The 22,601-nt window shown below is 46.2% G+C and carries 12 protein-coding genes and 1 other annotated feature; of the genes, 2 read left to right on the forward strand and 10 right to left on the reverse strand.

Features of this window, described 5'->3' with window-relative positions; genetic code table 11:
* Positions 1-71 precede the first annotated feature (71 nt).
* Positions 72-3,416, forward strand: a complete 3,345-nt coding sequence (locus MHB56_RS08735; protein WP_341143480.1) for a DEAD/DEAH box helicase — start codon at positions 72-74, stop codon at positions 3,414-3,416.
* Positions 3,417-3,489: 73 nt separating this feature from the next.
* Here the strand turns inward: MHB56_RS08735 and MHB56_RS08740 are convergent, their stop codons facing one another.
* From MHB56_RS08740 to MHB56_RS08750, 3 genes are all read right to left on the reverse strand, one after another.
* Positions 3,490-5,121, reverse strand: coding sequence for an exosporium glycoprotein BclB-related protein (locus MHB56_RS08740; protein WP_341143481.1), 1,632 nt, complete (start codon positions 5,119-5,121; stop codon positions 3,490-3,492).
* Between the two features lie 427 nt (positions 5,122-5,548).
* A complete protein-coding gene (locus MHB56_RS08745; protein WP_341143482.1) occupies positions 5,549-8,362 on the reverse strand; it encodes a beta strand repeat-containing protein in 2,814 nt (937 codons plus the stop codon).
* Positions 8,363-8,407: 45 nt separating this feature from the next.
* Positions 8,408-8,767 carry a hypothetical protein gene (locus MHB56_RS08750; protein WP_036687001.1) on the reverse strand — a complete coding sequence of 120 codons (360 nt, stop codon included), beginning with the start codon at positions 8,765-8,767 and terminating at the stop codon, positions 8,408-8,410.
* Positions 8,768-9,016: 249 nt separating this feature from the next.
* Positions 9,017-9,235 (forward strand) — a binding site (T-box leader).
* 40 nt (positions 9,236-9,275) lie between these two features.
* On the opposite strand from MHB56_RS08750, the gene MHB56_RS08755 reads away from it, so the two are divergent.
* On the forward strand, positions 9,276-11,141 hold the full coding sequence (locus tag MHB56_RS08755) for an arginine--tRNA ligase (RefSeq protein WP_076129211.1): 1,866 nt from the start codon (positions 9,276-9,278) through the stop codon (positions 11,139-11,141).
* Positions 11,142-11,202: 61 nt separating this feature from the next.
* Here the strand turns inward: MHB56_RS08755 and MHB56_RS08760 are convergent, their stop codons facing one another.
* The 7 genes from MHB56_RS08760 to MHB56_RS08790 form a co-directional block, all read right to left on the reverse strand.
* The gene (locus MHB56_RS08760) at positions 11,203-14,547 is read right to left on the reverse strand and encodes a GH36-type glycosyl hydrolase domain-containing protein (RefSeq protein WP_341143483.1); all 3,345 of its coding nucleotides are present in this window, start codon (positions 14,545-14,547) and stop codon (positions 11,203-11,205) included.
* 46 nt (positions 14,548-14,593) lie between these two features.
* Positions 14,594-16,762 (reverse strand): beta-glucosidase BglX, encoded by a 2,169-nt coding sequence (gene bglX / locus MHB56_RS08765; protein ID WP_341143484.1) that lies wholly within the window; start codon positions 16,760-16,762, stop codon positions 14,594-14,596.
* Between the two features lie 109 nt (positions 16,763-16,871).
* Entirely contained in the window at positions 16,872-18,476 is a 1,605-nt protein-coding gene (locus tag MHB56_RS08770) for an extracellular solute-binding protein (RefSeq protein WP_076129208.1), read from the reverse strand.
* Positions 18,477-18,533: 57 nt separating this feature from the next.
* A complete protein-coding gene (locus MHB56_RS08775) occupies positions 18,534-19,433 on the reverse strand; it encodes a carbohydrate ABC transporter permease (RefSeq protein ID WP_036686985.1) in 900 nt (299 codons plus the stop codon).
* 17 nt (positions 19,434-19,450) lie between these two features.
* Positions 19,451-20,374, reverse strand: coding sequence for an ABC transporter permease (locus tag MHB56_RS08780; protein WP_036687012.1), 924 nt, complete (start codon positions 20,372-20,374; stop codon positions 19,451-19,453).
* A 62-nt stretch (positions 20,375-20,436) separates the two neighbouring features.
* Positions 20,437-21,186 (reverse strand): alpha/beta hydrolase, encoded by a 750-nt coding sequence (locus MHB56_RS08785; RefSeq protein WP_076187563.1) that lies wholly within the window; start codon positions 21,184-21,186, stop codon positions 20,437-20,439.
* Between the two features lie 24 nt (positions 21,187-21,210).
* Positions 21,211-22,224 carry a LacI family DNA-binding transcriptional regulator gene (locus MHB56_RS08790; RefSeq protein ID WP_076142395.1) on the reverse strand — a complete coding sequence of 338 codons (1,014 nt, stop codon included), beginning with the start codon at positions 22,222-22,224 and terminating at the stop codon, positions 21,211-21,213.
* Positions 22,225-22,601: the final 377 nt, after the last annotated feature.

Genomic DNA, 22,601 nt, shown 5'->3' on the forward strand with positions numbered 1-22,601 from the left:
CGTTCTGTTATCATAAGTACTATATTAAATTCGGGCTTTTCAAGATCAAGTTATGAGGAAGGAATTATGTTATGGGCTTTAGTGTATCAGAACGGGTAATCAAACTGCTGTGCGGCAAGTCTATTTTTGAAAAAGGATTAGCTTATTACCAAACTGAAAGTGTCGATATAATTGAAGTTGAAGAATACAATGACTCCATTCCAGATTTGCCCCGCTCTCGATATGAAGCCATTGTTCAGGGGGCGATCGACTATGAAGTTATGGTGGTCATTGATATTGATGGGGATGTCCAGGCAGAGTGTAATTGTCCAGCCTACTCCCATGGGGGGCCATTCTGTAAACATATCGCGGCTGTGCTGATCAACGTTGACGCCCTTAAAACTGGCCGAGATCGTTCAGAGCCTACCGGAGCTTCGCACCTGTCCTCTATAGAAGATACTGAGATTCTAACCCCACGTATTTTTACAGATACTGCGCAAGACAACGGGGGAAAGTCCAGAGATCAACAGCTCGTGAGCAGCCTACTGGGGATGTTCAGCAACCATACACCGCGTCCTAGCGGTACGGGGGCTTTTGTAGATAACAGACTTCCTCTAAATATAGAGTTTACATGCAAGCCGTTCACTTATAGTTACAGCCACACCATGCTGGGTATAGAAATGAAAGTCGGTCCAAAACGTCTATATATTGTTCAGAAAATAAGGGGTTTTCTAGAAAGCGTACACCGCGGAGAATCCTTTGAGTTCTCGAAACATTTTATCTATGATCCTGCCATTTACAGCTTTCGGAAGGAAGACAATGTTGTTCTACAGAAGCTGATTGATATTGTATTAAATGAAAAAATGTACCGCGATAACGTAACTCCTTACTCACCTTATGGGGGAAGTATTGGGGGAGATCGTTTGCTGGCCGTCCCTCCTTTTTTCTGGGAGTCGCTTCAGCCTGCGCTTTCAGAGGTCTCTTCGGTATTTTTGCAACAAGAAGAGGTGCTGTACGAAGGCATCCTTGTGTCTAATGAGGCGCCTCCACTCAGCTTTGAATTTGAACAGGCAGAAGAGGATGGATATCATCTGGATATTCAAGGACTTGAGCAGATTTCGGTCTTAGAAGATTACGGGATAGTACTGTCGGAAGGTAAGTTGCTGAAGCTATCCCCTCAAGAAAGCATACGCCTTGCTGAAATGAAAAAAATGCTGGATTCCTCCCGCCGAAATGGCATCGATATTGCCCCCGAGCAAATGGAGTCTTTTATGGACAAGGTTATTCCTGGTCTGAAAAAGCTAGGCAACGTCCATATCGCCGATTCCATCGCGGATCGGATTGTCCAACATAGGCTTATCGCGAGACTTTATCTGGACCGTGTGAGAGATCGGCTGCTCGCCGGACTAGAGTTCCAATATGGTGACATTGTGATCAATCCCTTAGATGAAAAAGCCCATGTTCGCGGGACGAATTTGATTCTTTTGCGAGACGGGGAGGGAGAAGCCCGCATTCTGGAGCTGATGGAGCACGAATCCTTCGCTAAAACTGAGGGCGGATATATTATGACAGACGAAGAGGGCGAGTACGATTTTTTGTACCATACCATTCCGCTGCTGGAACCGCTGCTTTCGGTCTATGCGACCTCCGCAGTCAAAGCAAGACTGTTCACGAGCACTACACCCCCAAAGGTGAGCATTAGTTGGAATGAAAAGACGGACTGGCTTGATTTTAAATTCGATATGGGCGGGATTCCAGAAGCTGAGATTGTTATGGTTCTGAAATCCCTGCAGGAAAAACGCAAATACTACCGCTTGCCTGATGGGGCCCTACTACCGCTGGAGAGCGAGGAGCTTCAAGAAATCATTACCTTTATGAATGATATAGGCATCCGGGAAGGTGAGATCAAAGGGGTGGAATTTTCTCTGCCCGTTGTTCGCGGGCTACATTTGACCTCCACGGATGCTAAGAGTGACTCCATTAAGCTGGGCAGATCCTTTAAAAGGTTACTTGCGAACATGCGGAATCCTGAGAATCTTGATTTTCCTATACCTGACAGTCTGGTTCCTGTGCTAAGGGATTATCAACAATATGGATTTCAGTGGTTGAAGACGTTGGCCCATTACCGTTTTGGTGGTATTTTGGCGGATGATATGGGGTTAGGCAAAACGCTGCAAAGTATCGCTTTTCTCCTGTCAGAACTTCCAGAGATCCGCCAGAATGGACTGCCTGCCCTAATTGTCGCTCCTGCGTCTCTCACTTATAACTGGCTTAATGAGCTTAAAAAATTCACGCCAGAGATCAAAGCTGTCATTGCAGACGGTAGTCTAATTGAGCGCGGGCGGATTTTAAAAAATACAGCAAAAGCTGATGTAATCATCACTTCTTATCCGTTGCTTCGCAGAGATGTTCAGCTGTATGCTAAAAAGTCTTTTCATACCCTGATTCTCGATGAAGCACAAACTATAAAAAACCATACTACACAGACAGCCCAAGCTGTAATGGCGCTTCAAGCCCGGCACCGTTTTGCACTTACGGGTACTCCCGTGGAGAATGCGTTGGAAGATTTATGGTCCATTTTCGGCACCGTGTTCCCTGGGTTGTTTCCAGGCAAAAAAGCTTTTCATGATTTACCAAGAGAAACGGTTGCGAAGCGGGCGCGTCCCTTTTTGCTGCGGCGCTTAAAGAGTGATGTGTTAAAGGAACTTCCGGACAAAATTGAATCCGTACAAGCATGTGAACTGCTGCCGGAGCAAAAAAAGTTATATGTAGCTTATCTCGCCCGTTTGAAAAAAGAGGCGCTTAAGCATTTGACCCAAGATAGCTTCGGCAATAATAATCGGATCAAAGTTCTGGCGGGACTAACTCGTCTGCGCCAGTTGTGTTGCCACCCTGCTCTTTTTGTCGATGGATATGAAGGAAGCTCTGCTAAATTCGAGCAGCTGCTCGAAATCATAGAAGAATGTCGTAGTTCGGGTAAACGTATGTTAGTATTCTCACAATTCACAGAGATGCTCGGCCTGATTGGGCGTGAACTAGGATATCAGGGCATTCCATACTTTTATTTAGATGGTCAAACGCCTGTTTCTCAACGAGTAGATTTATGTAATAAATTTAATGAAGGAGAGCGTGATATTTTCTTAATCTCCTTAAAGGCCGGCGGGACCGGGCTCAACCTAACTGGGGCAGACACTGTAATCCTTTACGATCTTTGGTGGAATCCTGCCGTCGAGCAGCAAGCTGCGGATCGGGCTCACCGTATCGGGCAGAAAAATGTAGTGCAAGTAATTCGTCTCGTCACCCAAGGCACCGTAGAGGACAAGATGTATGAGCTGCAGCAGAAGAAAAAGAACTTGATCGATGAGGTCATCCAGCCAGGTCAAGAAAGCTTGTCTACCCTCACAGAGCAAGACATCCGGGAGATTCTAATGATCTAAATAACAACGTTGGAGAAAAAATCAGGATATCCTGCAGCCCATAGGGCTATCGGGATATCCCTTTTTCTTCAGATTATGCGATTGTAACTCCTGCACTAGCATAGCCAGCAACAGTTGTTGCAACGTCAATGCCAGCCGTGACCGTCGAAGTGAAGACCAACAACAAGCGTTCTCCCACAGTTACAGGGATGCTCAAACCTGTGGTATTACCACTGCTAATAGTTCCAAGAGCAACTAATCCTGTAAGCGGAGGACTTAACGTAACTAAAGCCCCAGGTACTGCTGTGAAGGTATTGTTAGGTGTAGTAGATCTGTATAATTGAGCCGTGATTGTTACCGTAGTCCCCACTAAACTAACGGAAGCTGTCGCACTGAAATAGGCTGCCATAGACGTAATCGTTCCAGTTCTAGGAACCGAGAACGCAAAGTTCAGCAAGGTTCCAGCCGCTCCGGTGAGATCTATAGTACCGCCTGTAATACTGATATTGGTTGCACTGCTACCAAAACCAACTGCACTTGAAGTATTCAAAAGCCCCCCTAATACAGTGGTCATTGCTACTGGAAGACCAGAAGAATATGGAATAATTGCACCTGAACCAGTAGCACCTGTTGCTCCAGTTACACCAGCACCTGTTGCTCCCGTTGCTCCAGTACTTCCTGTCGCTCCAGTTACACCAGCAGTTCCTGTCGCTCCAGTTACACCAGCGCTACCCGTCGCTCCCGTTGCTCCAGCACTTCCTGTCGCTCCCGTTACTCCAGCAGTTCCTGTCGCTCCAGTTACACCAGCGCTACCCGTCGCTCCCGTTGCTCCAGCACTTCCTGTCGCTCCCGTTACGCCAGCACCTGTTGCTCCCGTTGCTCCAGCACTTCCTGTTACTCCCGTTGCTCCAGCAGTTCCTGTTGCTCCGGTTACGCCAGCACCTGTTGCTCCCGTTGCTCCAGCACTTCCTGTCGCTCCCGTTGCTCCAGTGCTTCCTGTTGCTCCCGTTGCTCCAGCAGTTCCTGTTGCTCCGGTTACGCCAGCACCTGTCGCTCCCGTTGCTCCAGTGCTTCCTGTTGCTCCCGTTGCTCCAGCAGTTCCTGTTGCTCCGGTTACGCCAGCACCTGTCGCTCCCGTTGCTCCAGTGCTTCCTGTTGCTCCCATTGCTCCGACGCTTCCTGTAGCTCCAGTAGCTCCAGCACCTGTGGCTCCCGTTGCTCCAGCAGTTCCTGTCGCTCCCGTTGCCCCTGCACTTCCTGTCGCTCCCGTTACTCCAGCACCTGTGGCTCCGGTTACGCCAGCACCTGTCGCTCCCGTTGCACCAACGCTTCCTGTAGCTCCAGTAGCTCCAGTAGCACCTGTAATTCCTATATGTTCTCCATATAATTCAGAGTAGACAAGGCGATGAGCAGTCACTAATTGACCTGTGCTACTCTTCCCCCAAACTGAAATTTGAATGGGATCATCAATCGTAATAGGTGTTGTGAATAGAAATTCAAATGAATCAAAGTTTGCATAATAATCCCTATTAACCACTTGATTAGGAGCTAAATTAACCTGTTCACTTACATATAAAGTTCTTGTCCCATTCATATAATAGCCTTCGACTTGAACCGTTGACGGAGTATCATCACTCTGATTGACAATTTTAAGAGTAACAAGCTGAGTAGGTCTTACACCGCCTACCAGATTATTTTCTATGGGACCAGTAGATAGTTGACTCAATTTTCAACACCTCATTTTTTATGAAATTATAATACTCGTATTATTTGAATTTCGAAAATCAACTCACCTGAACAAAACTATCCTCAAGAGTTACGTATAAACTAGGGTTTTATCTATAATCATTCCTCCCCCTGCTCTAAGTTGATAATCTATGAGCCTACAAATCAGTTCATATTTTTTGGCTCTTTATAGTATTATTCTTATTTTGAATTAAGGTGTGGACATCCATTTAAAAACTACTATTACACATATTTGATTTATTAAAATAAGCTAAAAATCTGTAATGGTTTAATAGAATAAGAATCTAATAAGCAACGTTCCAGTCGACTTATAACATATGCCAACAAAACAGAGGGTAACCCGAGAGCCGCACTAACGGCTACCGAATTACCCCTGTTATAAACACTGAACTTGAAGATAAATAAGCTTAAGTTAATTCATGAACAGACCAGACGATACCTGCTGAGTTCGCTCCACCCAAATTCAAAGGAACCGTCAAACCATTTGCCACATAGAACAAGCCAATCACATCACCTGCGGTTAATGCAAATTCTCCAGCCAGCGTCACAGTACCACTTCCCAAAATTGCTCTCAAATCTAATATAAGCGCTACATTCACATCAAGTACTGGGAACAACCCACTTACCAGATTTGTTGCAGTAGGAGAAGTTCTCTGAACTACGAAAGCCGGATTAACTCCAGCACCAAGACTGATAGAAAGTGAGGCAGTTGTAGAATAATTGATAGTCGCTTCAATCGAATATCTACCAGTTGTCGGAATGGTATAATTTCCGCCAACTTCGTCGAAAGACGGGCTATCATAAAAAGGTGTTGTCACAGTCCAGCCAGTTAATTGTGTAGATGTGGAAATTGCCAATGAGGGCTTGAAAGCAGAAAACCCTTCTTGTTGAATGTTCGGACCTGTAGCTCCAGTTACTCCGGTTGCACCTGTTGCACCAGTGAGCCCAGTTGCTCCGGTAGCTCCTACCACTCCAACTCCTGTTGCTCCAGTTACACCAGCTACTCCTGTTGCTCCGGTTACACCAGCTATTCCAGTCGCTCCTGTTACTCCCGTTGTTCCCGTTACTCCAGCTACTCCTGTTGCCCCCGTTGCTCCTGCTACTCCAGTCGCTCCGGTCACTCCAGCTTCACCCGTTGCTCCGGTTACACCAGCTACTCCAGTCACTCCGGTCACTCCCGTTGCTCCCGTTGCTCCAGCTACTCCTGTTGCTCCGGTCACTCCTGTTTCACCCGTTGCTCCGGTTACACCAGCTACTCCTGTTGCCCCCGTTGCTCCTGCTACTCCAGTCGCTCCGGTCACTCCAGCTTCACCCGTTGCTCCGGTTACACCAGCTACTCCTGTTGCTCCCGTTGCTCCGGTTGCCCCAGCTACTCCCGTTGCTCCAGTCGCTCCAGCTTCACCCGTTGCTCCGGTTGCCCCAGCTACTCCCGTTGCTCCGGTTGCCCCAGCTACTCCCGTTGCTCCGGTTGCCCCAGCTACTCCCGTTGCTCCAGTCGCTCCAGCTTCACCCGTTGCTCCGGTTGCTCCAGCTTCACCCGTTGCTCCGGTTGCTCCAGCTACTCCCGTTGCTCCAGCTACTCCCGTTGCTCCAGTCGCTCCAGCTTCACCCGTTGCTCCGGTTGCCCCAGCTACTCCCGTTGCTCCAGTCGCTCCAGCTTCACCCGTTGCTCCGGTTGCCCCAGCTACTCCCGTTGCTCCAGTCGCTCCAGCTTCACCCGTTGCTCCGGTTGCTCCAGCTTCTCCCGTTGCTCCGGTTGCTCCAGCTACTCCCGTTGCTCCGGTTGCTCCGGTTGCTCCGGTTGCTCCAGCTACTCCTGTCGCTCCGGTTGCTCCGGTCGCTCCAGTTGCTCCAGTTGCTCCATCCGCTCCGGTTGCACCAGTCGCCCCAGTTACTCCGTCTGCTCCTGTCGCACCAGTCGCACCAGTCTCTCCATCGGCTCCTGTCGCTCCTGTGGCACCCGTTGCTCCATCGGCCCCCGTTGCACCAGTCGCACCAGTCACTCCATCTGCTCCGGTCGCCCCTGTCTCTCCTGCTCCGGTCGCTCCGGTAGCACCCGTTGCTCCGTCAGCTCCCGTTGCACCAGTCGCACCAGTCACTCCATCTGCTCCGGTAGCACCCGTTGCTCCATCCGCTCCAGTTGCTCCCGTTGCACCTGTAGCTCCATCTGCTCCTGTTGCACCAGTTGCACCTGTAGCTCCATCGGCACCTGTTGCCCCAGTCTCTCCTGCTCCAGTCGCTCCAGTTGCTCCATCCGCTCCCGTCGCCCCGGTTGCACCAGTTACTCCATCTGCACCTGTCGCCCCAGTCTCTCCTGCTCCGGTCGCTCCCGTTGCTCCTGTTGCTCCATCCGCTCCCGTTGCACCAGTCGCGCCAGTTGCTCCATCGGCTCCTGTTGCCCCAGTCTCTCCTGCTCCGGTCGCTCCTGTTGCACCCGTTGCTCCGTCAGCTCCCGTTGCACCAGTCGCCCCAGTTACTCCGTCTGCTCCTGTAGCTCCAGTCTCTCCTGCTCCGGTCGCTCCTGTTGCACCCGTTGCTCCATCGGCTCCTGTTGCACCTGTAGCTCCATCGGCTCCTGTTGCCCCAGTCTCTCCTGCTCCGGTCGCTCCTGTTGCACCCGTTGCTCCATCCGCTCCCGTCGCCCCGGTTGCACCAGTTACTCCATCTGCACCTGTTGCCCCAGTCTCTCCTGCTCCGGTCGCTCCAGTTGCTCCGTCTGCTCCCGTTGCACCAGTCGCCCCAGTCACTCCATCTGCCCCTGTTGCACCTGTCGCTCCAGTCTCTCCTGCTCCGGTAGCACCCGTTGCTCCATCGGCTCCGGTCGCTCCCGTTGCACCAGTCGCACCGGTCGCACCAGTTATCCCTTGCGTTACACCAAGCAATTCTGCATGTACAAGTCGATGGGCAGTCACAATCTGGCCAACGCTATTTTTTCCCCATACTGAGATTTGAATCGGATCATCTACCAGACTTGTAGTTGTAAAAATAAATTCAAACGCATCAAAATCGCCATAATAATCACGTGTTATAACTTCATTAGGTGCTACATTTATCAGCTCGCTGACATATAAAGTTCTTGTCCCATCCATATAGTATCCTTGAACAAGAGCCATTGATGAATCAATGTCACTTCGGTTATCAATTTTGACAGTAACATGCTGAGTAGGTCTTACACCCCCTACCATACTATTGTCTATCGGTCCGGTAGATAAATAACTCAATTTCTCATCACTCCTTTAACGTTAACTGTGTCACAAAAATAATTATTAAATTAATACTGCCTGCTTCTCCCACGCAACTATGCGATGAGGATCTACCAATGCCCCCGAGTTCTGTTTTCCCCAGACTGAAATCCCAACCTCTGCTTCAACTGCTTCTACTGTTGTAAACACAAATTCAAATGCGTCCAAATCGGCAAAATAGTTCTTAGTTAAAACTTGATTAGGTGCTAGATTTACTGTTTCATTCACATACATCGTTCTTGATCCGTTAAGAAGGAAACCTTGAATAACTAGATTATAAGGATTAAGAGAATCCCGATTAACTACTTTTACGGTTACCAGTTGCGACGGTCTGACCCCTAGGATCGGGCTGTTATCTATAGGTCCAGTAGAAAAAATAGCCATGTTTTATTCACTCCTCCCTTCCACTACAATTTGAAAGATTAGTGGCTCCGTATAGTAATATTCCTTGGCTTGAGTTAGCGTGTGGACTGTTGTGTAAAGGAACAGCTAGTCCTATAACAAGACAGCCTTCTTTTTTCAAATTTATAATCTACTAAACTGATAATCTAACAACAAAGAGCAACCAAGATTGTTAAGAAGCTAACCACTATTGCTTTTTATGAAATATTAGGTATACTGGTAAAAATTAATTAAGCATCGATGAGCGGGAGAGTAGTTAACGAGATCTAGTCCTCAGCGAGCCGGGAGAGTGTAAGCCGGTACAGATCCCTTTAATGAAGCGCACCCGTGAGATGGACTTCTGAACCTTAGTAGGAAGTCCCGGCTGAAGGCCGTTATCCCGTAAGGTGGCTGAACAACTTGTTCAGCAACGAGAGTGGTACCGCGAGCGCTAAAGCCCTCGTCTCTTTTGAGACGAGGGCTTTTTTGTATTTTCAAAGGAGGGTATACCATGTTAAATCAAATCATCAAAGACGGAATCGAGCACAGTGTACAACGTGTATTCAATACCTTAGGAGCTGACTATCCAGAGGACATTGCCATTCTGATCGAACAGCCAGCAAATCTAGAACATGGTGATTATTCATGCAATATCGCTATGCAGCTAGCCAAAACTCTACGTAAATCCCCAATGGTCATAGCAGAATTAGTGAAAGCAGAGCTTCAATTCCAAGGGCGCTTCGCCGGTCTTTTACAAAAAGTTGAAGTCGCTGCTCCCGGATTTATCAATTTGTATATGAATTGGCAAAGCTGGGCTGAACATTCCTTTGAACTGCCTGCCAGCACTGGGGAAAAAGTCATCATCGAGCACACTTCTATCAACCCCAACAAAGCCGCCCACGTAGGTCATCTAAGAAACGCCTGTATCGGCGATACTCTAGTCAGAATTATGAAAAGAACTGGGTATAACGTAGAGGTCCATAACTACATTGATGATCTCGGCAATCAGCTGGCGGATACAGTTGTTGGATTATTAAATATATCTTTAGAAGGGGAACACCAACGTTTCGGTGATTTTTGCTGGGATCTTTATGCCAAAGTGAACAAAGAATATGCGCTGAACCCTGAGATGACACATAAGCGCACAGATATACTGCACTCCCTTGAACAAGGGGGCGGTAACGAAGCCTGGCTGGGCAACCTTGTAGCTGAACGCATCGTTAGAGAGCATGTAGAGGAAATGAAACATTTTGGAATTTATTATGATTTGCTGGTATGGGAGAGCAGTATTTTAAAAGAGGGATTTTGGGCAGCCGCAGCTGAGCTACTGAAGCAGACAGCCGTTTTTGTACAAGAGACTGAAGGTAAACTCGCAGGCTGCTGGGTGCTGAAGCAAGGAACAGAGGCTAACATTGGAGCGGATTCAGAGGAGCATCAGCTCGATAAGGTGCTGGTGCGTTCGAATGGGATTTTAACGTATACAGCCAAAGATATTGCCTATCATCTCTGGAAATTTGGTCTTTTGACCAAAGATTTCTCCTATAGCGAATTCTCCTCCGGTTTATGGACAACTGGATTAACTGGAACCCAAGAATCTTATGGGCAGGCGGACAGAGTCATCAATGTGATCGATTACAGACAGGAATATCCACAACAGATGGTTAAGCAAGCCTTAGGGGCACTAGGTTATAACGAGCAAGCAGACAAACTCCATCATGTGAGTTATGGTGTTGTATCTCTTAGTCCCGCCTCGGCGGCCGAGCTGGGTATAGATATTTCAGAAGGCAAAACTTCTTATGCTATGTCCGGACGCCAGGGAATCGGGATTAAGGTAAGCGATCTGGTGGAGCTTATGGAACAGAACATTGAGCACTCACGTTCCGATAAAGACGGCCTCTCCAGCCGATTGATTGCCACTGCTGCGATTCGCTACTATCTGCTGCGGTTTAATTTAGGAACGGAAATCGTGTTTGATTTCAAACAGGCTACCGAAATATCCGGCAATACCGGAGTTTATCTGATGTATACTTTTGCGCGTGCGACAAGCGTTTTGAGTAAAGCTACGATCCCAATCCTTACAGCTGCCGCACAGCTTCAGTTCCCTTCCGAATTGGAAAAAGCAGAGCTTGCGCTGCTAAGACAGCTAAGCCTCTGGCCGGAGACATTACATTCAGCAAGTATAGAGTTGACGCCAAATACGCTCTGCACTTACGCACATACCTTAGCTACCCTGTTCAACAACTTCTATTCTGTATGTCCGATTCTAAAAGGCGATCCAGCTACGATCGAATTCCGCCTCTGGCTTACTTCAAGATTCAAGGACATCTTGGGAGATGTGCTCGAAGTGCTTGGGTTACCGACACCGAACCGAATGTAGAAGATACAAAAAAAGGGCAATTTCCGCGCTTAACGCGGAGATTACCCTTCTATATATAATGTTACTTATAAATCTCTATCACATTTCCAGCTTCCGTGCTGAGACGATCAAAGTCCGCACGTTTGATGCGAACACCACCACTACGATAGCGGTTAGGTGTACCTTCTGTTTGCACTTCCGTACCATTGATAGTAATTTGACTAATCTCACGACCTGTAAGGTGATAGATAAAGTCTACCTTAGTGCCTGCATATTCAAAACTAAAGTGCATTCCATCCAGCGATTCCGGCAGAATAGGGTCAACAATTAAGTCTCCACCTTCCGTACGGATCCCCAGTGCATTCGAGATTAACTGGTTCATATAGATCCCAGGACCGCTGGAATAGATTCTCCAGCCACCTTTAACAGCTACGTCACCATTGCGCAGTTTATCGAAATTCTCCTGTGCCTCATAACGGGTGTTAAATTTACCATCCGAACTACTGAAATAGGAGTTAGCTTGACGTAGTTCAGCGTTTGGCACCACATCGCGGATTCCGATCGGATTAATCGCTGCCAGACCCTTCCAGACCTGATCGGTTTTACCGAGCTTGGCCATAGCCTCTACATAACGGATATGTGCATGCACATACTGAAGTCCAATTTCCCGGCCAAAGTTAGCCGCTTGCTCCGCACGTTTGAAATGAGTGCTGACCCCGCCAACATATTGAGCTGGACGATTCATCAGACGCACACCATCAGGGCAGAATAGTTTATCCTGAATGACATCATAGTGTGCTTCGGCCTGTTCCGGAGTAAGCAGCTCACTGATCATACTGCGCGTCATAGGCAGCAGACGGTACTGAATACCTGTTTCTGTGTCACTTGGGTGCACCATAAGTTTAATTTGCTCAGGGTCTTCCATATACAGGAAGCCAGGAATCACTTCGGATTGAAGCATATGAGTATGGAAATCCTTACGGATCCCTTCCACCATCGCCTTCAGTTCCTCTGCCTCAGCTTGATCAACTGAACGAAGCACCTCTGAGAACTGATTAAGTGTCTGATAGGTAAGTGCCACTGTCCAGCTGCTGACCATATACTGCTTCAGCTGTGGATTTGCAGGTTGGAGCGTATCATCCCAGTCTCCATCACCGTAAGAAGACAGATGTGTGTCATGCAGGAAATGATCCTTAATATAAGCAATTTCCTTCCGTGCGTGATCCAGCAACGTCGCCTTTTCTTCTGTAAAGTCAAAGCTGTGCTTACGGGTATACGGTAATGTTGCTCCCAAGATGCTGTAATCCTGAGTTACTGCCAAGTAGTCTCCAAGCACCTTAAGCGGCCATACAATAATATCTCCATGACTTTCTTCTTGTTGTATCTTCGTGTATTTATCAAACATGAACCACTGTGGCCAGTTGCCATCATCTTCATATTGATGACTATACAGCGTCAGCAAAATTTCCCGAACCTGTTCGTATTTTTGCGTAGCCATGAAATATTCCACAGGTCCCTGACATACATCCCGGGTTCCCCAAGCAGCGCCACCATATTGCTCTAAACCATGTGGAACCGAATAGTGAACCAGCATGTTATGTGTGTACCACCAAGTCAGAGCGTTAACCTTAAACAGTTCACCTTCTGTTCCGTCCCCAAGCGTCAGGCGGAAGCCATTCATCACACCAGCATAAAACGCGCGATAAGCAGAAATCTCTTCCTCAGCTGAACGATTTCTTGGAGCAAGTGACTTACCATCCAGAAGGCCTTGAATATTCAAGGTCCATTCACTGCTGGCAGACAGCTCCAGAACTGCTAACGGCGCTTCAGTTGGTTGAACCGGAGAGACAAGTCTACCTTCATCCTGCAGAGTTAACTCCGCACCCTGTACCTGTAATTTATACTGTAAGTCAGGATATTCACCAGCACTTAGTGCGCTTCTGTCAGCCGAGAAGATTACTGCTCCACTTTCTTGCTTAGATTGATATGGAAGCTCGTATTCATTAACGTTCATGGTGATTTGATTAGTGACTAAATAACGATAAGCTCGTCCGCTTTCCGAACGCACATTCAGGAATATCTCCGGCGAATCTTCGGTGGTGTAGTTCGTAATAATGAAGCATTCACCATCTGTTCTGTAATACCAACGAGCATAGTTGAAACCAACCTCAAATAGAGAAGGCATGGTCAGCAAACGATATTCACCGTTCCACTCTACATAAATGCGTTGTCCTGAAGCTTTTGGAATGTTAAGCGCATTTCTTGGATTGGACATTAGCTTGTTGAAATTGGTATTTCCAATTACCACTTGGGAGTTAAAGATCCCGTACATATAAGAAGTTGTTGTGATGACCTTATCATTAAGTCGAGCGTTATCCCCACTCATCAGGATATGGCCGTGTGGCCGTTCTACGCGCATTTCTTTCTCTTTTAATACTACGTGCTCATAATTCTCCGTGAAAAAGGAAAGTAGTGTGTCTCCTTCTCTCTCCTCCTGATAACGAACCGGAAACAAGACCCCGATCTCTTTCTCTGTCAGCGAATCTGCAGCCAGCGGTGCTCCCAGCTCCTTCGAGAAGAAAGAACGTTCAAGTGCTGCTTCAGCTTCTAAAGGTAAATCTTTAACAGCATCCCAAGCCGCAGCAATATCATTAGCAAATTCTAGCGCAGTGATCGCTTCTGGATGATCTTGCTTAAACAATCCGTAGAACACAAACCGTGTTTCCCCGCTCAGCTTCACCCGTTCCGATTGCAGCGCAGTATATGCAAATTCATATTGATAGATCTCATTACTTAATTGCTCACGACCCAAGCTCTCTGGTTGGTTGGTTTCTTTATAGGACAGTCCAAAGAATTGAAAACCGTCTGTTGAGAAGCTTGTTGCCTTGGTAAGTGAACCCTGTTGCAGATATGGGAATTTCCCGCCCTGCGGCTGATTCTGTCTAGAGCAAACAACGTACCCGTTGGATTGATCCTCAAATACCGCATGATCGATATACTGTGACAGGTAAGCTTCATTACTGCGGACAGCGGCGATATCAGCAATCCCTACATCCTGTCCGTACACAAGATCTACCTCTGCATTTTGTCCAGTAAGCTTCACATCCCAGAACCAAGCTCCTCCTGCAGTAGGGGTGAAAATAACTTGATATTCAATATTTTCCGCAGTACCTTCCCAAACCAAACGGTTTCCAGCCTTACGTACAGTGCTTGAAGAATGAATGCCCAGCAAAGGAATGGCTTGAATGTTTCCATCATTGTGCACTCGCAAATATAGATTGGATAATGAACCATCCACAATGCTTGGCAGCAATTGATTGATCATTGTCCGTTCGTAGAGGACTTGGAACAAGTCCCCGCTGTTTGTAAAAGTGAAGGATAGATCCCCGGCGTTTAAACGGATGTTAGTATTCAAATTAGTAGTCATATTATACACTTCCTCCATTACGGCGTTACTGCCGTATATATTCTACTTATGCTAATGTTAAGCAAAAATCCCGTTCTTTAACCTCATTGCTGTTCGAACCGACGAATAATTTAAATCGTCCCGGATCGCTGCTAAAGCTTAGATCGCTATGATAGTAACGAAGCTGCTGTTCGGTAAGTGTAAAGGTCACTTCACGACTTTCCCCTGGTGAGAGGTTGATTTTGGCAAAATCCTTCAGTTCCTTCATTGGTCTGACGACCTCTCCGGAAATGTCTCGGATATACAGCTGCACTACCTCTTCCCCATCCACTTCTCCAGTATTGGTCACCGTAACTTTTATTTCAATAGGCTGATTTTCAGTCATGATATCACCGGACAGAATTGGTTCACTATAGCTAAATGTCGTATAGCTCAGTCCAAAACCAAATGGCAAAAGCGGTTCATTAGGAATGTCCAGATATTGCGAGACATAACGTTTGTCGGCACCCGGAGCATGAAGTGGGCGTCCAGTGTTGAAATGATTGTAATAGACTGGAATCTGCCCAACGGATACCGGGAAAGACATCGTTAATCTTCCTGAAGGATTCTCATCTCCATAAAGTAGACTGGCAATTGCCGCTCCGCCTTCACTGCCCGGGAACCAAGCTTCCAGAATAGCATCTGCATGCTCGTACACACCGGCCAAGTCTAGTGGACGTCCATTAAACAACACCACCACGATAGGCTTATTCAGCTGTTTCAGACGTTGTAAAAGCTCAAGCTGCGCTTCCGGCAAACGGATATCTGAACGGCTGCCCGCTTCTCCACTCATCTCTGAATGTTCACCAAGCGCCAGTACAATCACATCAGCTTGCTTAGCAGCCGCTTCCGCCTCCAGCCACTGTTCCTCTGTAAAGCTATCGACTCCAGAACCTTCTGCAACAGTAATCTTACCCGCACCTGCGCGAGCTTGAAGTGCTGGTGCAAGACGGCTTGCCTCTTCCGTTGAACCCAACCACGACCACGGTCCAAGAATATCACCGCTAGTAGCAAACGGTCCAATTAGCGCAATCCGTTGCTCTGCAGCAAGCGGCAGAACCTGATCATTCTTGAGCAGTACGCAGGATTTAGCCGCCAACTCACGCGCCGCATTTCGATGATCTTCACAGAAGATTACCTCACGCTCTTTCTCGACGTCAGCTCCGCGGAACGGATGCTCGAACAAGCCCAATCTTTGCTTCAATTTCAAAATACGAAGCACAGCTTCATCAATAATCTTTTCATCTACTTGTCCATCTGCAACAAGCGCCGGAAGCTGATGAACGTAACAAGCCGTCATCATCTCGATGTCTACACCCGCTTTGATGGCTTTAAGTGCTGCCTCAGCCTCATCCTCGGCGACACCATGTGGGATCAGTTCCTTCACTGCACCCCAATCCGAAATCAATACGCCATCAAATCCCCATTCCTCACGAAGCAGCTGGCGAAGCAGCTTGACGTTGCCGCTTATCGGAATCCCATCAATCGTATTAAATGAAGTCATGACCATTTCTGCACCTTCATCCAGTGCTGCACGATAGGCCGGCAGATAATATTCACGCAGCTGCCGTTCCGATAAATCCACCGTATTATAATCACGACCGCCTTCGGATAGACCATAGGCAGCAAAGTGCTTAATACAAGCCGCCAGACGATCTACATCACCAGTCAAGTCGCTTCCTTGAAATCCGCGCACAAACGCACGGGCAAACCTACCATTCAAATATGGATCTTCTCCTGTAGATTCCATTACTCTTCCCCAACGTGGGTCCCGTACAAGATCCGCCATTGGCGCATAAGTAACGTGCACACCGGAGACTGCCGCTTCTTTAGCCGCAATCTCGGCGCTCAGCTCTGCGCGATCCATATCCCAAGAGCAGCCAATTGCCAGCGGGACCGGAAAAATCGTCTTGAAGCCATGCACAATATCCGCCATCATCAGCAAGGGAATGCCCAATCTATTTTTGCGTAAATGGGCTTCCTGAACCGCAATGACTTGCGCTGCACCTGATAGACCAAGTACAGAGCCGCTGCTCTCGATCATGTGGTCCGTAATTCCCATGGATGCCATAGGGCCAGTGATTTTTCCTCCATCCTCTGCCCCTTCATAGAAATTAGCGGCTAGCTGCTGCAATTGTGCAATCTTTTCTTCAAGCGTCATCTGGTTCAACAAGGTAGTCAGTTGCTGCTCATTCATTTCAAATCCTCCATTGTTCAATTCTGCCGATGCCTATGAATGGAAAAACCCGTGTGCAAGAATTGCACGCGGGTCCTGTAGGTTCATTCCTACATGCATAGGGCGAAAGCTATTTTTTTAGATTGTTTAGTTCATCTAGAACCGGCTGAACGAGGGATTGTTTGCTCTTAACCCATTCTTTCCAGTTCGCCTCTAGATCGCCTGGTTTCAAAATCAGGTTAGTGTATTCTGTAGCATAGTCAAAGGAAGCCTGATTTTTAGCCTTGGAATCATACAACTGGTAGTCCCAGTCATATTCAGCCGTTGCTTTGTCTTTTAACGCAAGCTCAGCTTTTTCCTTGAACAGTTCTACAGAACGATCGCGATATTCTTTTTTGATCGCAGGGTTCACGACACTAAAGTCATCCGCCAAGACATACAGTCCTTCAAAACGGTTCGGATATTTCTTATCCAATGTTGTTCCTTCAGGGAGTAGGCTGATTAATTCGCCATTTTCGCCTTTTTTCCAGTCTGTTCCTTCAAAGCCCAAGTTAACGGTCAATTGACCTTCTTTACTTGTTGTATATTCCATGAAGTCCATAATCCGTTCAAATTTCTCTTTGCTAATATCTGGCGAGAAGATTACAGCAGACCAGAAGTTAACTTGATCGAGGTTACGATATTTACCGTCATCGCCAAGTACAATAGCTGTGTGTACTAGGTCATCACTATTTACACCTAGGTTATCTTTCATTTTAACGTCCATGTCTTTTCTGTAAGAAGCCAAACCACCTAGACTCGTAATACCGGAAACACCGTTAACTGTGAACTTTTGGCCAGATTCACCATTTTTCCAAGTATAAAACTCAGGGTGCAGTAATCCTTCTTTATAAGTAGTTTGAAGTTCTTTCAGTGCCGCTAACGTTTCATCGTTGGCTGGACCCCATTGGTATTTGCCATCTGCATCTTTATAGAATGCTGACTCTACTCTGGAATGCACGCTATTAGCCATTACAATATTAGTCAAAGCATCGTTGATGTCATAAGAAATAGGAATGAGTTTATCTCCTACCTTGCCAGGGTCTTTCTCTTTAAGCAATCTAGCAAATTCCATCAGTTCTGTAGTAGTGTAGGCATCCTTCAATTCAAAACCAACGGCTTTAGCCCAGTCAGAACGCAGAGCAATTACTCCGATTTGGTTAATAAGCGGATCTGCCGGCTTGTTCTCAAAGTATACCGGTCTTGGCAGAACATAAGTGCCACCTACCGCTTTCTCCAATTCATCGCCAAGTCCTGTCAGCTTATAAGCGGCTGCCACATTCGGCCAGCGTTCTTTCCAGTCATCTGGCAGCTTGTACAGCAGCCCTTGATCAATGTAATTAAGCGCATCACCGTGAACATAGTTCCAGCTTGCTACGTCAGGAAGATCACCAGAGTTAATCCATAGGCGAAGCTTCTCAGCCCATGAATCCCATTCAATATAGTTGTAATCCCATTTAATATTGAACTTATCCGTAAAATATTTATGATACACGTTATCAAAATCAGATTCTGTTGTCTTAATGGTACTGGCTAACGAAATCTTCAACTCATCTTTATATCCATCTGTTGGATTGCCTGAATTTCCGCTATTAGCATTGTTGTCTGAGCTTGAGCATGCTGCCAACATGATTGGAGTAAGACATAAAACACCGGCAAGGATTGACTTTACAGATTTTCTTTTTAAAATATTCATTTTGTCCTCCTTAAATTGTGTGACTGACCCTCTTTTATATGGATAAATCATAAACCACTAGGTCTTGATAGCCCCTGTAAGTACCCCTTTGGCAAAGTGCTTTTGGAGCATTGGGAAGAAACACATAATAGGAACCATGGTAACGAATACTGCCGCCATTTTCATACCCATGGAGAATGATTGTTTACCCACTGCGTCAACACTTGTGGCATTCGATGCATTCACTTGGGCTTCCATAATGATAGATCGCAACACGTTCTGCAGTGGCATCTGATCCGCTTTCCGCAGGAAGATCATGGCGTCATACCATCCATTCCAGAAGGCTACTCCGTAGAACAATGTGATGGTAGCTACGATTGGAGCAGATAATGGCAGGACTACAGAGAACAGGATTCTCCATTCCCCAGCACCATCAAGTCGCGCAGATTCCATCAGGGACTCAGGCAGACTGCTAAAATAGTTCGACATCAGAATCAGGTTAAACGCACTGAAGCTTCCAGCCAGAATAACTGACCAAAGGTTGCCTGTCAGATGCAGATCCTTCATCACCAGGTACAAAGGTACAATCCCGCCATTAAAAATCATTGTGAACAGGACGAGCATAAAAATGAGCTTTTTACCCGGGAATTTATTGCGGCTAAGGCCGTAAGCCATACTTGTCGTTAAGAACAAGCTAAGCGGGAGTCCTAAGATTAAGATCTTAAAGGTATTCCAATACCCTGTCCCGATCCGCCCATCAGCAAAGAGTGCCCGATAGGATTCCAGTGTTGGGTTCTTCGGAAATAACATCATAGGGTTATCAGCGTATTCTTTTTGCGTAGAAAAAGAAATCATAATGACATTCCAGAATGGAATAAGAATGGCCAAAGCGCCTACACTCAGAATTACGAAAATCACATAATCCATAGCGGTCATTTTTTTATGGTCTTGCATAATTGTCAGCTTTTTTTTACTCATACATTTGCACTCCTTTCTTACCGGAATAAACCGTCTCCGCCCATAAGTTTGGCAGCTCTGTCTGCCAGAATCAGCAGAATCATATTAACAAGTGAACGGAACAAACTGACTGCAGTGGAGAATGAAAAGTCTGTTGAAGACTGGAACGTGATTCGGTAGATATACACATCTAGTACTTCCGAGACGTTTTTCGTTGCAGCGTTGCTCAAGTTAAAGATTTGGTCAAATCCAGATGACATCAGGCCACCGACAGAAAGGATAAACATAATCGTAATCGTCGGAAGAATGTTAGGCAGAGTAATGCGGAACATTTGCTGCAAGCGTGTAGCGCCATCAATCTGTGCGGATTCATATTGGTCTGTATCAATACCAGAGATAGCGGCCATAAAGATAATGGCTCCCCAACCTGCTGATTTCCAGATATCCGTAAGATACAACATCGGAACGAACATTTTTTCAGAACCCAGGAAGTTAATGCCTGTCCCGCCAAACATTTGAATGAGGCTGTTAACCAGACCATCATAGGAAAGCACATTGATAACAACCCCGGATACTACGATCCATGACAGGAAGTTCGGAAATGTAAACACCGTCTGTAAAGCTTTTTTGTAACGATTCATGCGCAGTTCATTCAGCAGCAATGCCAATATGATTGGAAAAGGGAACTGAATAATCAGCTTACCGATGTTAATGGTTAACGTTCTCCATACGGCGTCAATAAAAGCCGGGTCACGGAACACATAGGTGAAATTCTCGAATCCGCTCCATGGGCTGCCCCAAATTCCTAAGTTCGCTTTAAAATCTTTAAAAGCCAGAGATAGACCACCCATCGGCAGATAAGCGAATAGGAAAAGCCACACTAGTCCAGGAAGCACCAGAGTATAGACCATTCTGTTCTTCCAGACTTCTCTTAGGAACAGTTGGAATCTGCTGTCGTTCATTTTTTTAGCCGGTATTGCAACTTCGGATTTCAATTTGCATCTCCTCACTCTGCTTATGTCTTTTAGTTGTACAAGAAATCAAAGGTTGTCTTCAGATGCTCCTCCCAGAATCGCCATTCATGAGTTCCAGGGGTCTCAACATACTGAAATTTATAAGGGGTCGTCTCTAGGTAAGCTGCGAATTCCCGATTCATCTCCACAAACGGATCTTCCGAACCACAGCAAGTCAGAATCGAAGGCAGGTTACGTTTATCGTCGACCAATTGCGCAGCTAAAGCGTACAGATCCTGATCCGGCTTAATTTGTAAGCGTTTTCCAAAAGTACCCGCCATCTCCCTCGCCATGTCCTTGGACATTTGCGGATCGTTTAATCGTTTCTGGAGATCGGTAACTCCTGATAACGAAACCACTTTGCTGTAACGCTCGGGATAGGTAAGTCCACATTTCAGAGCACCATACCCGCCCATCGATAAACCAGCGATATACGTCTTCTGCGGATTATCATCCAACCTCATCATTCGGCCACAAAGCTCGGGAAGCTCATGGGTCACATAGTGGAAGTAATCCAGTCCGTACTCCATGTCTGTATAATAGCTCCTGTTTACTTGGGGCATTATGACTGTACAACCATGTTGACTTGCATACTGCTCAATAGTAGTCATCCTGTGCCATGTACTGGCGTTATCACCAGCACCATGCAGCAGGTAGAGCGTTCCTCCAGACATGTTGCCTGAATCGACGGGGGAGATAATACTGATGGTCGTTGTCATTCTCAAGGTAGGAGAACCTGTCTCAACTGTTAATAATGCCATGAGTTATCTCCTTTTCGTTCTTATTCATTTGTTTATTTTCTTGCAAGATCCCCGCTTAACCAGTACAGATTCGAATACCATATGTTTGTTTTGCGAATCACCTGTGATCAGGTCAAACAAAATTTCAACACTGGCCTTCGCCATATCCACTCCGGGTTGGCTGATCGTATCCAGAGATGGATGATAATATTCTGCCATTTCAATCCCGTCGAATCCGATAATCGAAACATCATTTGGAATTGATAAGCCCAAGGACAATAACGCCTTAGCCGCCCCAATGGCAATCGTATCTGATGCAGCAAAAACAGCAGTGATATCTTTTTTCTTATTGAGCAGACGTTTGGTAGCTGTAAAGCCAGAGCTTGGACTATATTCACAATCCTCTACCATTGAAGGGTCGTACTCAATTCCATGCTCCTCAAGCGCCTTGATATATCCCATAAGCCGCCGGTTACCTGTTGTATTTTGCACCAGAGGAAATCTGGCTAAAAAACAGATATTGCGATGTCCTAATGAGATTAAATAGCTGACAGCCTTATAAGATTCCTGAAGATCATCAATGATCACGCTTGAAAAAACAGCAGGATCGACTTCTTTTGTAGTCGTGATGGTAGTCAGAACAAATGGAATTTTTAATTGTTTGAATTTATCTTCGGAGTGATCATACGTTCCGCCCATAAAAATTACGCCATATAGATTTTTTTCTTTTACAAGCTGTAGAGCGATATCGATCTCGTCTACTCCATCTTCTACATGCTGGATCATTAGCGGACATCCCCGCAGGTTCACCTGGCGTTCAACTTCTTTGATCATGTCGGCAAAAAACGGGTTTGAGATCCCTTTTACCATTAGCGCTATGGTATTGGATCGCGTTTTTTTCAAGTTGCTCGCATTACCGTTTGGAATATAGTTATGTTCTCTAACAACCGCCATCACTTTAGCTCTAGTTGTATCGCTTACAACACCGCTATTATTGATTACTCTGGAGACTGTGGCGATACCCACGCCTGATAGCCTTGCAATATCTTTGATATTCATATTTACCTTGCTCCACTCCTATGATGAGTCCCCCCTTCACCCGATGAAAATCAGGTTGTGGAAACGCATGAAATGATGGGAAACGTTTCCCACGACATCATTTTGAGTCCTTAGCGCGTTTTTTCCGCTTACTTCGTCCATTATGAACAGGTAATTTTTATAAGTCAACTAAAAACGCAAAAAAAAATTGTGATTCATCACTTTTTATTTGGTTAAAATTACAATAAGTCTATAGTTACTAAATCAATGAATTAGAAATAATTGTAATTTATATATCAAATAATAGTTCCACTTGCTTTATTGACTTTAAAATAAGAATGGAATACCATCAATTTAGTGATTTTCATCGCAATAACAGAAAACGTTTCCACTTATTT

It is taken from the genome of Paenibacillus sp. FSL H8-0315, from assembly GCF_038005365.1.
GTDB lineage: Bacteria > Bacillota > Bacilli > Paenibacillales > Paenibacillaceae > Paenibacillus_AQ > Paenibacillus_AQ odorifer.

Excerpts from the sequence above, each read along its gene's own strand:
- MHB56_RS08770 (WP_076129208.1), bottom strand. The coding sequence starts at position 18,476 with ATGAATATTTTAAAAAGAAAATCTGTAAAGTCAATCCTTGCCGGTGTT.
- bglX (WP_341143484.1), bottom strand. The coding sequence starts at position 16,762 with ATGAATGAGCAGCAACTGACTACCTTGTTGAACCAGATGACGCTTGAA.
- MHB56_RS08790 (WP_076142395.1), bottom strand. The coding sequence starts at position 22,224 with ATGAATATCAAAGATATTGCAAGGCTATCAGGCGTGGGTATCGCCACA.
- MHB56_RS08780 (WP_036687012.1), bottom strand. The coding sequence starts at position 20,374 with ATGAACGACAGCAGATTCCAACTGTTCCTAAGAGAAGTCTGGAAGAAC.
- MHB56_RS08775 (WP_036686985.1), bottom strand. The coding sequence starts at position 19,433 with ATGAGTAAAAAAAAGCTGACAATTATGCAAGACCATAAAAAAATGACC.
- MHB56_RS08760 (WP_341143483.1), bottom strand. The coding sequence starts at position 14,547 with ATGACTACTAATTTGAATACTAACATCCGTTTAAACGCCGGGGATCTA.
- MHB56_RS08785 (WP_076187563.1), bottom strand. The coding sequence starts at position 21,186 with ATGGCATTATTAACAGTTGAGACAGGTTCTCCTACCTTGAGAATGACA.
- MHB56_RS08755 (WP_076129211.1), top strand. The coding sequence starts at position 9,276 with ATGTTAAATCAAATCATCAAAGACGGAATCGAGCACAGTGTACAACGT.
- MHB56_RS08735 (WP_341143480.1), top strand. The coding sequence starts at position 72 with ATGGGCTTTAGTGTATCAGAACGGGTAATCAAACTGCTGTGCGGCAAG.
- MHB56_RS08750 (WP_036687001.1), bottom strand. The coding sequence starts at position 8,767 with ATGGCTATTTTTTCTACTGGACCTATAGATAACAGCCCGATCCTAGGG.